This is a genomic window from Pantoea sp. USMM079 (assembly GCF_037153115.1).
In the GTDB taxonomy this organism is placed as follows: domain Bacteria; phylum Pseudomonadota; class Gammaproteobacteria; order Enterobacterales; family Enterobacteriaceae; genus Pantoea; species Pantoea communis.
This window is the reverse complement of sequence record NZ_JBBCKX010000005.1, coordinates 201,708-214,851: the sequence shown is the minus strand read 5'-3', so window position 1 is coordinate 214,851 and position 13,144 is coordinate 201,708. Positions and strand designations below refer to the sequence as shown.

Genomic DNA, 13,144 nt, shown 5'->3' with positions numbered 1-13,144 from the left:
ACCTGGCTCCTTAAGGTAACAAGCTTTTGACGTCGATTGGCTTGGCTTCGTTTTCCGCTTCGCCCTTCTCTTTCCCGTCGATCGCCATACCCGCCATGCGATAGAAGTTGTACTCCGGATATTTACCCGGACCGGAAATCAGCAGGTCCTGCTTCTCGTACACCAGATCCTGACGCTTGAACTCACCCAGCTCAAAATCGGGGGTCAGCTGAATCGCCGTGGTCGGGCAGGCTTCTTCGCACAGACCGCAGAAGATGCAGCGTGAGAAGTTGATGCGGAAGAACTCCGGATACCAGCGACCATCAACCGTTTCCGCTTTCTGCAGTGAGATACAACCCACTGGACAGGCTACCGCACACAGGTTACAGGCAACACAGCGCTCCTCGCCGTCCGGATCGCGCGTCAGCACGATACGGCCACGGTAGCGCGGCGGCAGGTAAACCGGTTCTTCTGGATACATCTGGGTTTCGCGCTTGGCGAAGGCATGCATGCCTATCATCCAGATACTGCGCACTGTCGTGCCGAAGCCAACGACAATATCTTTTAAAGTCATCTCAAAACCCCTTACTGCGCGCTGTACAGAATCACTGCGGCGGTCGCCAGCAGGTTCAATAACGTCAACGGCAGACACACTTTCCAGCCGAACGACAGCACCTGGTCATAACGTGGACGCGGCAGCGCAGCACGAATCAGGATAAACATCACCATAAAGAACGCCGTTTTCAGGGCGAACCAGATGAATGGCGGCAGGAATGGACCGTGCCAGCCACCGAAGAACAGCGTGACAATCAGCGCTGAAACGGTGGTGATCGCCACGTATTCACCGACGAAGAACAGACCGAACTTCATACCGGCATATTCGATGTGGTAACCATCGGCCAGTTCCTGTTCCGCTTCTGGCTGGTCAAACGGATGACGGTGACAAACCGCGACGCCCGCGATACAGAAGGTCACGAAGCCGAAGAACTGCGGAATGATGTTCCACAAGTGCGTCTGGCTCTCGACGATGGCGTTCATGTTGAATGAACCGGCTTGCGCCACCACACCCATCAGCGACAGGCCCAGGAACACTTCGTAGCTCAGCGTCTGCGCGGAAGCACGCATTGCACCCAGCAGTGAGTATTTGTTATTACTCGACCAACCGGCGAACAGCACGGCGTAAACCGCCAGACCGGCCATCATCAGGAAGAACAGCAGACCGATATTCAGGTCTGTCACCATCCAGGTCGGTGAAACTGGCACGATGGCAAACGCCAGCAGCAGCGATACAAAGGCAATAACCGGTGCCAGAGTAAAGATGAAGCGGTCGGTAAACGGCGGAACCCAGTCCTCTTTGAAGAACATTTTGATCATGTCAGCGGCGAGCTGCAGTGAGCCGCCCCAGCCAACACGGTTCGGTCCATAACGGTTCTGCCATAAGCCGAGCAGACGACGCTCGGCGAAACTCATAAAGGCACCACAACCCACCACCACCAGCAGAATCACAATGGTTTTCAGGATCTGGATGAGGATGTCGATAGCGTCCGGTGTCAGCCAGCTCATTGTGCTGCCTCCTGCAGTTTGTCAACTTGCGCACCTGAGAGGAACGGCGGCACACCTGGCATACCCAGCGGCAGACCCACCTGCCCTGCTTGCAGGGAAGTGGAGAAGCGTACTGGCAGACGCAGCGTTTCACCGGCACAAACCAGTTCAACCGCAGAGCCGTTATTGACGCCCAGTTTCTCCGCATCAGCCGGGTTAATCACCAGCGTAGCTGGCGACATACGCTTCTGGAAGGTCGGTGAACGCTGAGTCATCTCTTCACTACCAAACAGCTGATAGTAAGGTGCAACGCGATATTGGCTGCCTTCAACAAAGCTTTCTGGCACGGCGGTGAACCACGGCAGTGATCCTTCGCTCGCTTCAAACAGACGCACACCCGGATCGCCATGACGCAGTTTGCCACCGACTTCAGCCTGGAACTTGTTCCATGCTTGCGGGGAGTTCCAGCCTGGAGCCCAGGCGAATGGAATCTGCGAACGTGGTGCGCCTGGTTGGTTGTTACCTTCCATTGAGAAGGCAAACATGGTGTCTTTGTCTTGCGGCTGACGCGGTTCGTGCACGCTAATATTGGCACGCATCGCGGTACGGCCACTGTTACGATGCGGTGAACGCGCCAGTTTCTGACCGCGAATACGGAAGCTTGCATCCGGCGCCGCGTCTTTAATACCTTTCAGCTGTGGCAATGCTGCAACGGTGGCATCGATCACGTGATCCAGCAGCGTCCAGTCAATCTGACGGCTTTCAACAGTGCTGTGCAGCGAGTGCAGCCAGCGCCAGCTCTCCAGCATCACAATGCTGTTGTCGTAATAAGACGGATCGTAAACCTGGAAGAAACGCTGTGCGCGGCCTTCCTGGTTGATCGAGGTGCCATCACTCTCTGCGAAGCTCGCCGTCGAGAGCACCAGACCGGCTTTCTCCAACGTCGCAGTGCGTTGATGATCAACCACAATCACGTGTGCGGTGTTGTGCAAAGCCGCATCCACGGTGGCTTTCGGTGCATGGCGGTAAAGATCGTTTTCCAACACCACCAGCGCTTCCGCTTCGCCTTTATCCAGCTGTTCCAGCGCGCTATCCAGCGATTGACCGCCCATCAGGCCGAGACCAAAGCTGTTAGCTGCACCGGCAAGGAAGGTAATGCCGACATCGGCACCGCGACCTTTCAGTGCTTTTGCCACGTTGGCGGCCGCTTCAATCATCGCGGTGCTGCCAGAGTGAGTACCAGAAATAATCAGTGGTTTTTTGGCACCGGCTAACGCCTGTACCACCACATCCAGCTTGCCATTCAGTTTGCTGTCAAAGCCACTGACGGCTGGAGCGGCTTCATCGAGCGCATTGGCAATAGCGAAGCCGAGACGAGCCTGATCTTCCACCGGTGCGCGATAGCTCCACGCCGCGATATCATCAAGACGGGTTTCATCAACGTTGGTGACAAATAGCGGATGTTTGGCGTGCTGACCAATGTTGAGGATCGCCGCGATCTGCCAGTCAGCCACTTTCTGGGCTGCTGCCATTTCACGTGCTTTACCTTTCACCGCCTGACGCACAGAAAGTGCGACACGCGCACCGACCTGAGTCAGGTCTTCACCCAGCACCAGCACCGCATCGTAGCTTTCGATTTCGCGCAGTGATGGCGTGTAAATACCGCCTTCCTGCAGCACTTTCAGCATCAACTCAACGCGTGCTTGCTCAGCGGCAGGCATACCGGTGGAGAAGTTTTTCGCACCGACAAGTTCACGCAGCGCAAAGTTGCTTTCAATGCTGGCACGCGGTGATCCAATCCCAATCACACGCTTCGCCTGACGCAGTACGTCAGCCGCGGCATTCACCGCTTGTTCGGCATTCAGACTAACCCAATCGTTGCCGCGCTTCTGTACTGGATGACGTGGACGATCTTTTCGGTTCACATAGCCATAACCGAAACGACCACGGTCACACAGGAAGTAGTGGTTTACGGTACCGTTGTAACGGTTTTCGATACGACGCAATTCACCATAACGCTCGCCTGGGCTGGTGTTACAACCCACGCTGCACTGCTGGCAGATGCTCGGTGCGAACTGCATATCCCATTTACGGTTGTAGCGTTCGGAGTGCGTTTTATCGGTGAATACGCCGGTCGGGCAGATCTCGACCAGGTTACCGGAGAACTCGCTCTCCAGCGTGCCATCTTCCGGGCGACCGAAGTAAACGTTGTCGTGGGCACCGTAAACGCCGAGATCTTTGCCGTCTGCGTAATCTTTGTAGTAACGCACGCAGCGATAGCAGGCGATACAGCGGTTCATTTCATGGGAGATGAACGGGCCGAGATCCTGATTCTGGTGCGTACGTTTGGTGAAGCGGTAACGACGGAAGCTGTGGCCCGTCATCACCGTCATATCTTGCAGATGGCAGTTACCGCCCTCTTCGCACACTGGACAGTCGTGCGGATGGTTGGTCATCAGCCATTCCACCACGCTTTCACGAAACTCTTTCGCTTCGCCATCGTCGATGGAAATAAAGGTGCCGTCCGACGCCGGTGTCATGCATGACATAACAAGACGACCACGGGTATCTTCGGCATTCTGGAATTGCTTCACCGCACACTGGCGGCAGGCTCCCACGCTTCCCAGCGCCGGATGCCAGCAAAAATAAGGAATATCAAGGCCCAGAGAGAGACACGCCTGCAACAGGTTGTCCGCTCCGTTCACATCATATTCTTTACCGTCTACATGGATTGTAGCCATAGTGAACATGCTTCCGTAAGGCTCGCCCTAAGACGAGCGTTAAACATCTAATTCTGTCCCCCGCGCCGTGTCGGCGCAGGGTGAATTCCGTGTACGGCGGCTGATTACCAGCGCGCTTTCAGCAGGTTGGGCTGAATACCACCGATCGATCGGGTATTGCCAAACACCTGCGGCGCAATGCCGGCTTCAAACTCTTCACGGAAATATTTAATCGCGCTCTGCAATGGCTCAACGGCACCCGGTGCGTGGGCACAGAAGGTTTTCCCTGGGCCGAGTTGGCGACAGAGTTGCAGCAGGGTTTCGATGTCACCCGGCTGGCCTTTTTTCTGCTCCAGCGCACGCAGGATCTTCACGCTCCATGGCAAACCATCACGGCATGGCGTACACCAGCCACAGGACTCGCGCGCAAAGAATTCTTCCAGATTACGCACCAGCGAAACCATGCCGATTTCATGATCGACCGCCATCGCCAATGCCGTGCCTAAACGGCTGCCGGCTTTACCGATGCTGGCAAATTCCATTGGCAGATCAAGGTGTTGATCGGTCAGGAAATCCGTACCCGCACCGCCTGGCTGCCAGGCTTTAAATTTCAGGCCATCGCGCATGCCACCGGCATAATCTTCCAGAATCTCACGCGCGGTCGTGCCAAACGGCAGTTCCCACACGCCTGGATTTTTCACGCGGCCTGAGAAGCCCATCATTTTGGTACCGGTGTCTTCGCTGGTAGAGATGTTCTTGTACCAGTCAACGCCGTTGAGGAAGATGGCTGGGACGTTGGACAAGGTTTCCACGTTGTTGACGCAGGTTGGCTTGCCCCACACGCCCGCACTCGCCGGGAACGGTGGCTTAGAACGCGGGTTCGCACGACGACCTTCCAGTGAGTTGATCAGCGCGGTCTCTTCACCACAGATGTAACGTCCCGCGCCGGTGTGCACGATCAGTTCAAAATCGAAACCGGTACCGAGGATGTTTTTACCGAGGTATCCCGCTTCGGTGGCTTCGGCAATCGCACGGCGCAGATGCACGGCCGCTTCGATGTACTCGCCACGTAAGAAGATGTAGCCACGATAGGCTTTCAAGGCGAACGCACTGATCAGCATACCTTCCACCAACTGGTGCGGCATTTGCTCCATCAGCAGGCGGTCTTTATAGGTGCCCGGCTCCATTTCATCGGCGTTACACAGCAGGTAACGGATGTTCATGGATTCGTCTTTCGGCATCAGGCTCCACTTCAGGCCGGTATTAAAGCCTGCGCCACCGCGACCTTTTAGACCGGAGTCTTTCACTGCCGCGACGATTTCGTCCTGGCTCATGCCTTTCAGTGCTTTATCAGCGCCGACATAACCGTTTTTACTGCGATATTCATCGATCCACACCGGCTGCTTGTCGTCGCGCAGACGCCAGGTGAGTGGATGCGTTTCCGCAGTACGAATGATCTGTTTAATGGTCATTGATACTGCTCCAGCAGATTGGCGATGCCTTCCGGGGTCAGATGAACATGGGTATCTTCATCCACCATCATGGTTGGGCCTTTGTCACAGTTGCCCAGGCAGCAGGTCGGCAGCAGGGTAAAGCGGCCATCGGCTGTGGTCTGGCCCGGCTTGATATTCAGATTCTGCTCAAGCGCAGCCTGAATGCCCTGGAAACCGGTGATGTGGCACACCACGCTGTCGCAATAACGAATGACGTGACGGCCAACCGGCGTGCGGTAGATCTGGCTGTAAAACGTCGCCACACCTTCTACGTCACTGGCTGGAATGCCCAGCACTTCAGCAATGGCATTGATGGCGCCATCTGGCACCCATCCACGCTGCTTCTGCACGATCTTCAACGCTTCAATTGAGGCGGCGCGTGCATCCTCGTAATGGTGTTTTTCGTGCTCAATAGCGTGGTGCTCGGTCTCGCTCAGCACAAAGACCTCATCAGGGTCGATAGTGTGAATGGCAATTTTTTGATCGTGCATAATTAGCGGTCCACGTCTGACATAACAAAATCGATACTACCGAGGTATACGATCAAGTCGGATACCAGGCTGCCGCGGATCACCGATGGGATCTGCTGCAGGTGCGGGAAGCTTGGCGTACGCACACGGGTGCGGTAGCTCATGGTGCTGCCATCGCTGGTCAGGTAGTAGCTGTTGATCCCTTTAGTCGCTTCAATCATCTGGAAGGATTCGTTGGCCGGCATGACCGGGCCCCACGAAACTTGCAGGAAGTGCGTGATCAGGGTTTCGATGTGTTGCAGCGTGCGCTCTTTTGGTGGCGGCGTGGTCAGCGGGTGATCCGCTTTGAACGGGCCTTCCGGCATGTTTTTCAGGCACTGTTCCAGAATGCGCAGTGACTGCCACATCTCTTCCATTTTCAGTTGAACGCGGGTGTAGGCATCACTAATGCCTGCGCCAACAGGGATCTCAAAATCGAAGTTTTCATAACCTGAATAGGGACGCCATTTACGCACGTCAAAGTCGAGACCGGTGGCACGTAAGCCAGCACCAGTGGTGCCCCACGCCAGCGCTTCGTCCATGTTATAGGCTGCAACGCCCTGCGAACGGCCCATCAACACGGTATTGCGCAGTGCGGCTTTGTCATACTCTTTCAGACGCTTCGGCATCCAATCGAGGAACTCACGCAGCAGACGCTCCCACCCTTTCGGCAGATCGTGTGCCACACCGCCGATGCGGAACCAGGCTGGGTGCATACGGAAACCGGTAATCGCTTCAACCACGTCATAAATTTTCTGACGGTCGGTGAAGGCGAAGAACACCGGCGTCATGGCGCCCACGTCCTGGATAAAGGTGGAGATGTACAGCAAGTGACTGTTGATACGGAACAGCTCTGACAGCATCACGCGGATCACGTTGACGCGATCCGGCACGGTGATGCCGGCTAATTTTTCCACCGCCAGCACGTAAGGCATCTCGTTCACGCAGCCGCCGAGATATTCGATACGGTCGGTGTACGGAATGTAGCTGTGCCAGGATTGGCGCTCGCCCATCTTTTCAGCACCACGATGGTGGTAACCGACATCCGGCACGCAGTCGACGATCTCTTCGCCATCCAACTGCAGGATGATACGGAAGGCACCGTGTGCTGATGGGTGGTTCGGACCCAGGTTGAGGAACATGAAGTCCTCATTGGTGGTGCTACGCTTCATGCCCCAGTCTTCAGGCTTGAAGGTCAGCGCCTCCATTTCCAGATCTTCTTTCTGTTTGGTCAGTTCGAACGGGTCGAACTCAGTGGCACGCGCCGGGTAATCTTTACGCAGCGGATGGCCTTCCCAGGTCTGCGGCATCATGATGCGCGTCAGGTGCGGGTGACCATTAAAGGTGATACCAAACATCTCCCAGGTTTCGCGCTCATACCAGTTGGCATTGGCGAAGATTTTGGTGATGGTCGGCACATTCAGATCGTTTTCAGACAGCGCCACCTTGAGCATGATGTCGCGGTTGCGTTCAATCGAAAGCAGGTGATAGAAAACGGAGAAATCCGCGGCAGGTAAACCGGCGCGGTGGGTACGTAAACGCTCATCGAAACCGTGCAAGTCATACAGCATGACGTACGGCTTTGGCAGCTTACGCAGGAATTCGACAATTTCCAGTAACTGTTCACGTTTCACCCAGACGACCGGAATACCGGTGCGGGTGGCCTGAACGGTAAAGGCATCCGGCCCAAAACGGTTACGCAGCTCGCCGACCACTGGATCATCCAGATGGTCGCGGGTTTGCCATGCAGGCTGAGCGAGATCTTGCGTGGTTAAATCTGTCATACGTTACTCACCATTCCGGCCTGTAATCAGGCGCTAAAAGAAGGCGTCAGGATGGCGGCGCGCATTAAATTGTGATGTTCTGCTGCGGCCGTTGTGCCATCCGTGTACGGGAAGCTTAGACTTCGTCTGGCGTTCTCAGGTTAGTGACGGCAATACGCTCGCCGCGTTTTCTCTCACGCTCTGGCTGCATATTGGCGCGATAAACGCCCTGATCACCCACCACCCACGACAGTGGACGGCGCTCTTTACCAATCGACTCACGCAGCAGCAGCAGCGCTTGCATGTAAGCTTCAGGACGCGGTGGGCAGCCCGGAATGTACACGTCAACCGGCAGGAATTTATCCACGCCTTGCACCACAGAATAGATGTCGTACATGCCGCCCGAGTTTGCACAAGCACCCATGGAGATCACCCATTTCGGTTCCAGCATCTGGTCATACAAACGCTGAATAACCGGCGCCATTTTGGTAAACGGCGTACCGGCGATCACCATAAAGTCAGCCTGACGTGGGGAGGCGCGCATGACTTCCGCACCAAAACGCGCCACGTCATGCACCGCAGTGAATGACGTGGTCATTTCCACGTAGCAACAGGAAAGACCGAAGTTGTACGGCCAGAGAGAGTTTTTACGACCCCAGTTCACCATGTCATGCAGGGCATGCTCGAGCTTGCCCATATAGACGCTGCGATGAACGTGCTGCTCCAGAGGATCGGTAACAATCTCCTGTTTCTGCAGCGGATAGCGATCGTTATCACCGCCGCCGTTCGGGTCTACGCGTGTCAGCGTGTAGTCCATCTTATTGCCTCGCTTTTACTGCTTATGAGGGTTGGTGTGGTTGTGACTGACCGGAATTGATTTGACCACTACGCGACGACGCGCAGGAGCCCAATCCAGTGCACCGATGCGCACCAGATAAACCAGGCCTGCCAATAGCACCAAAATGAAAATTGCGGCTTCGACAAAGCCGACCCATCCGCTCTCACGGATTGAAGTCGACCAGGCGTATAAATAGAGGGCTTCGACGTCGAAAATAACGAAGAACATCGCAACCAGATAGAATTTAGCGGAGAGGCGAATATGGGTATCACCGACGGATTCGATACCCGATTCAAACGGGGTGTCTTTATGGCGTGCCCGCGCACGACCACCTAACAACCAACCGCCGGTCAACATGAAGGCACACAGGCCAAATGCAATAACAATAAAAACAATAAACGCCCAGTGATGAGCGATCACTTCTGTGGTTGTCGACATACTCTTTGCTTACTCATCAAAAGTGGCGCTGGCATCCTGCACTGTTGCAGCAAACACACCACATGAATTCAAGGGAAGGATAAAAAACCTTGTAAACTATGCTGTCATTATCAAATAAGCAGCAATTTTATGGGGTTTTTTACTCCTTTCTATAACCTTTTGTCAACTTTGACAAAAGCATCCAAACATTAATTAACACCCGTAGCATATTATTAACAAATGAACCCCATCATACCAGCTAAATCGCTTCAGTTTGTGAGGTTAATTTTAGTGTAGCGGGTATTCACATGCATGGATCGTGCATTTAACAATCATATTTTGACAGGTCTTACGGGGATTTCCCCCCCCTTATAGGGGGTATTTTTTTGATCCAGAACACATAATGGTGTTTTTTGCTGTAAAAATCGGCGATTGGTACAGGCAAATGCCCTGGGAAAGATGGCACGGAATGATAAAGAAGTTCCATTTTGAGTAAAAATGGAACAATTATCATTTTTCAGGAAGAGAGGAAAATTATTGGTGGTGAATCGCGTTAGAAAGCGTGAATTAAAATGCATAAAAAAAGCCTTAGCTGATGTTTATCAGTCTAAGGCTCATTTTAATAAGTTTTAACAATTAACTGGTATTCCAACGTGAAGGAATAACCCGCTATTGTTGACCTTACTCTTCGTCATCCAGCAGCAGGGTGCCATCTGGATTTGCCGTCAGATTGTAAGGATCGTTGGTGGACTGCATCGCGTTGAAGATCGCAAGCGCCAACTCGTTATCACTGTCTGGATTACGGCACAGCAGGTACTGAGTATCGGGCAATACCGGCAGCCCTTCAGCCGCACCCATTACACGCAGCTCTGGGCTCATCATCTCAACCGGGCGTGCTGTGACACCCAGACCCGCTTTCACTGCCGCACGCACTGCTGCCAGCGTTGATGCAACATAGGAAATGCGCCATGGGATGCCCGCTTCATTCAGGTGATCGATCGCCATGTCACGGTACGGACTTGGTTCATCCAGCAGTACCAGTGGAATGGCTTCGCCGCGCTGGAAGATATAATCCGCAGCACAGTACCAAAGCGTCGGTGAGGTACGCAGGACCTGATGGGTGAAATTACCAGGACTGGACGTGGTGACAACCAGATCAACCTCACCCTGATTCAGCATTTCCATCATGAACGGGTTGCGTTTGACGCGCACATCAATGGCCAGCTTCGGATAGACCGACGTTACGCGGTTAAGCAGGAACGGCAGAATGGTATCGGAAGTGTCATCGGAGGCGCCGATGGTCAGTACGCCCTGGATGTTGCTGTACATTAAAGAGGTGCACGCTTCGTCATTGAAACGAAGGATCTTTCTGGCGTAGCCTAGCAACTGGATGCCATGCTCCGTCAACAGTTTATTACGTCCATGTCTGGCAAACAGCTCTTTACCTACCAATTGTTCCAGACGTTGCATCTGCTGACTTACTGCGGATTGCGTTCTGCACACTGCTGCAGCCGCCGCCGCAAAAGTATTCAAGTCAGCAACAGCAACAAAAGTACGCAGCAGATCGAGGTCGAGATTCAGTATCGGACGATTTGCATTAGTCATGTTTTTTCTTCACTTATAAGATTTTTTAAAACTACTACCCTGGTGTATTACCCTACTTATCAAATAGATAAGAGGTAATGGTGCTTAATGACAGCCCTGTGTGGAGCTGTCATGGAAAAATCGTGTCAGGCGGATGCCGACGGATACGTCACTCTGTATTCAGAGGAGTGCCGTCTAATAAGACAGAACAACTTCGGGTACGAAGACGTATGTCGCACAGATGCTGGAAGCTGCGTAGTTGTCTAGTTTCCCGCGAAAACGGCCTGCGGGTCAAAAAGAGATAACATCATGTTATGCTGATGCGAAGCGATAAAGTGCATCAAATAATAAATTATACTTAATCATTTTTACGCTTTAAAGGGAAATGTTTTCGATCAAATCATCGCATTTTTTGACCAAACCCCTTTTCCGCCACATCCTGCCACAACAGCGCTCATTTTTTAACCCCCCAGGTTCTTAAACTGCTGCAGCCGCGTTAAAGTTACAGTGTAAATGCTATTTAACCTGCTGCTGTTATCAGAATAGGTCACTTCGCAGCGCTTCATGCTGCCACCTTAAACTGATTAAGAATGCGTGACATTTAATGGCACCAGCGATGGCTGCAACGGCACTGTTTAGTTCTTCGACATCCAACAAGATTTCTTTAACTATTTCATCAGGTCGCTAATGGTTTTTTTTGCAGGATGTAAATAAAAAATTTCTTAATGACCTCCATTACCCATGGATTAGCGGCTTTACAGTGCCAGCACAAACCAGCAGCATTTTATATTACAAAAAAATCAAACAATAGAGTTATTAACCAGATTAACCTTCGCAAACTGCGTTTTACGCCACCCAAGACAGGAATCATTGGCAAACGCGCCAAAACCTTAAGCCGCCCTTCTTTTGTGACAGTGAGAGGAGTAAATTGGGCAGGTTTGATTTTGGTGGCAGGTTAAAGGACTCTGCCCGTTAAGGCGGTAACGATGAATTTTCAAATTGATAAATCCGGCAAGCTGGAAAATGTCTGTTATGACATCCGTGGCCCGGTACTGAAAGAAGCTAAGCGTCTGGAAGAAGAAGGTAATAAAGTTCTCAAACTCAACATCGGCAACCCTGCCCCGTTTGGTTTTGAAGCCCCTGATGAAATTCTGGTTGATGTGATTCGCAACCTGCCGAGTTCGCAAGGCTATTGTGATTCAAAAGGGCTGTATTCGGCGCGTAAAGCGATTATGCAGCACTACCAGGCGCGTGATATGCGCGATGTTACCGTCGAAGATATCTACATTGGTAACGGTGTCTCTGAACTGATTGTGCAGGCGATGCAAGCATTGCTGAACAGTGGTGATGAGATGCTGGTACCTGCGCCAGATTATCCGTTATGGACGGCAGCCGTGTCGCTGTCGAGCGGTAAAGCTGTGCATTATCTGTGTGATGAGTCTGCGGGCTGGTTCCCGGATTTGGACGATATCCGCAGTAAGATCACCCCGCGCACGCGTGGCATCGTCATCATTAACCCGAACAACCCAACGGGTGCGGTGTACAGCAAAGAACTGCTGATGGAAGTGGTGGAGATTGCGCGTCAGCACAACCTGATCATTTTCGCTGACGAAATCTACGACAAGATTTTGTATGACGAGTCACAGCACCATTCGATTGCGGCACTGGCGCCGGATCTGCTGACCGTGACCTTTAATGGCCTGTCTAAAACCTACCGTGTTGCGGGATTCCGTCAGGGTTGGATGGTGTTAAACGGTCCGAAGAAACACGCTAAGGGCTATATCGAAGGGCTGGAGATGCTGGCGTCGATGCGTTTGTGCGCCAACGTGCCTGCTCAGCATGCGATTCAAACGGCGTTAGGTGGCTATCAAAGCATCAGCGAGTTTATTGCACCTGGTGGTCGTTTGTATGAACAGCGCCAACGTGCCTGGGAATTGATCAACGACATTCCGGGCGTCAGCTGCGTGAAACCGCAAGGCGCTTTGTACATGTTCCCGCGCATCGATCCCAAGAAATTCAACATCTTTGACGATCAAAAAATGGTGCTGGATTTCCTGTTACAAGAGAAAGTGCTACTGGTTCAGGGTACCGCCTTTAACTGGCCATGGCCGGATCACGTGCGCATCGTCACCTTGCCACGTGTTGATGATCTGGAAATGGCGATCAATAAATTTGGTCGTTTCCTGCAAGGCTATCGTCAGTAGTCTGACACACTGACCCGCAATGCATGCAGGCAGCAAGTGAATGAATCCAGGTTGCTTACCTGCGTGAGCGACTTGGGTAAGTGAACGCAGCTAAC

At 52.9% G+C, this 13,144-nt stretch carries 11 protein-coding genes; 2 read left to right on the top strand and 9 right to left on the bottom strand.

The genetic code is table 11. The features are described from left to right. Positions 1–10 precede the first annotated feature (10 nt). From nuoI to lrhA, 9 genes are all read right to left on the bottom strand, one after another. Positions 11–553 carry an NADH-quinone oxidoreductase subunit NuoI gene (gene nuoI / locus WFP70_RS10695; RefSeq protein ID WP_034825061.1) on the bottom strand — a complete coding sequence of 181 codons (543 nt, stop codon included), beginning with the start codon at positions 551–553 and terminating at the stop codon, positions 11–13. Positions 554–564: 11 nt separating this feature from the next. After that, the gene (gene nuoH / locus WFP70_RS10690) at positions 565–1,542 is read right to left on the bottom strand and encodes an NADH-quinone oxidoreductase subunit NuoH (protein ID WP_045813644.1); all 978 of its coding nucleotides are present in this window, start codon (positions 1,540–1,542) and stop codon (positions 565–567) included. Beyond that, on the bottom strand, positions 1,539–4,262 hold the full coding sequence (nuoG, locus tag WFP70_RS10685) for an NADH-quinone oxidoreductase subunit NuoG (protein ID WP_337023302.1): 2,724 nt from the start codon (positions 4,260–4,262) through the stop codon (positions 1,539–1,541). Before nuoG ends, nuoH begins: the two co-directional genes overlap by 4 nt. 104 nt (positions 4,263–4,366) lie before the next feature. Then, positions 4,367–5,707: an NADH-quinone oxidoreductase subunit NuoF gene (gene nuoF, locus WFP70_RS10680; RefSeq protein ID WP_176505727.1), complete on the bottom strand. Its 1,341-nt coding sequence runs from the start codon at positions 5,705–5,707 to the stop codon at positions 4,367–4,369. A 2-nt stretch (positions 5,708–5,709) separates the two neighbouring features. Beyond that, a complete protein-coding gene (gene nuoE, locus WFP70_RS10675; protein ID WP_058961298.1) occupies positions 5,710–6,225 on the bottom strand; it encodes an NADH-quinone oxidoreductase subunit NuoE in 516 nt (171 codons plus the stop codon). A 2-nt stretch (positions 6,226–6,227) separates the two neighbouring features. Continuing rightward, positions 6,228–8,027, bottom strand: a complete 1,800-nt coding sequence (gene nuoC, locus WFP70_RS10670; protein WP_097116580.1) for an NADH-quinone oxidoreductase subunit C/D — start codon at positions 8,025–8,027, stop codon at positions 6,228–6,230. A 115-nt stretch (positions 8,028–8,142) separates the two neighbouring features. Continuing rightward, positions 8,143–8,823, bottom strand: a complete 681-nt coding sequence (locus tag WFP70_RS10665) for a NuoB/complex I 20 kDa subunit family protein (protein WP_007889318.1) — start codon at positions 8,821–8,823, stop codon at positions 8,143–8,145. Positions 8,824–8,838: 15 nt separating this feature from the next. Continuing rightward, positions 8,839–9,282, bottom strand: coding sequence for an NADH-quinone oxidoreductase subunit A (locus WFP70_RS10660; RefSeq protein WP_034825074.1), 444 nt, complete (start codon positions 9,280–9,282; stop codon positions 8,839–8,841). A 660-nt stretch (positions 9,283–9,942) separates the two neighbouring features. Further along, positions 9,943–10,866 (bottom strand): transcriptional regulator LrhA, encoded by a 924-nt coding sequence (gene lrhA, locus WFP70_RS10655; RefSeq protein ID WP_034825076.1) that lies wholly within the window; start codon positions 10,864–10,866, stop codon positions 9,943–9,945. A 704-nt stretch (positions 10,867–11,570) separates the two neighbouring features. Here lrhA and WFP70_RS10650 point away from each other — a divergent pair. Both WFP70_RS10650 and WFP70_RS10645 read left to right on the top strand, forming a co-directional pair. Then, positions 11,571–11,804, top strand: coding sequence for a hypothetical protein (locus WFP70_RS10650; RefSeq protein ID WP_337023303.1), 234 nt, complete (start codon positions 11,571–11,573; stop codon positions 11,802–11,804). A gap of 27 nt (positions 11,805–11,831) precedes the next feature. After that, positions 11,832–13,049 carry a pyridoxal phosphate-dependent aminotransferase gene (locus WFP70_RS10645; RefSeq protein WP_034825078.1) on the top strand — a complete coding sequence of 406 codons (1,218 nt, stop codon included), beginning with the start codon at positions 11,832–11,834 and terminating at the stop codon, positions 13,047–13,049. Positions 13,050–13,144 lie beyond the last annotated feature (95 nt).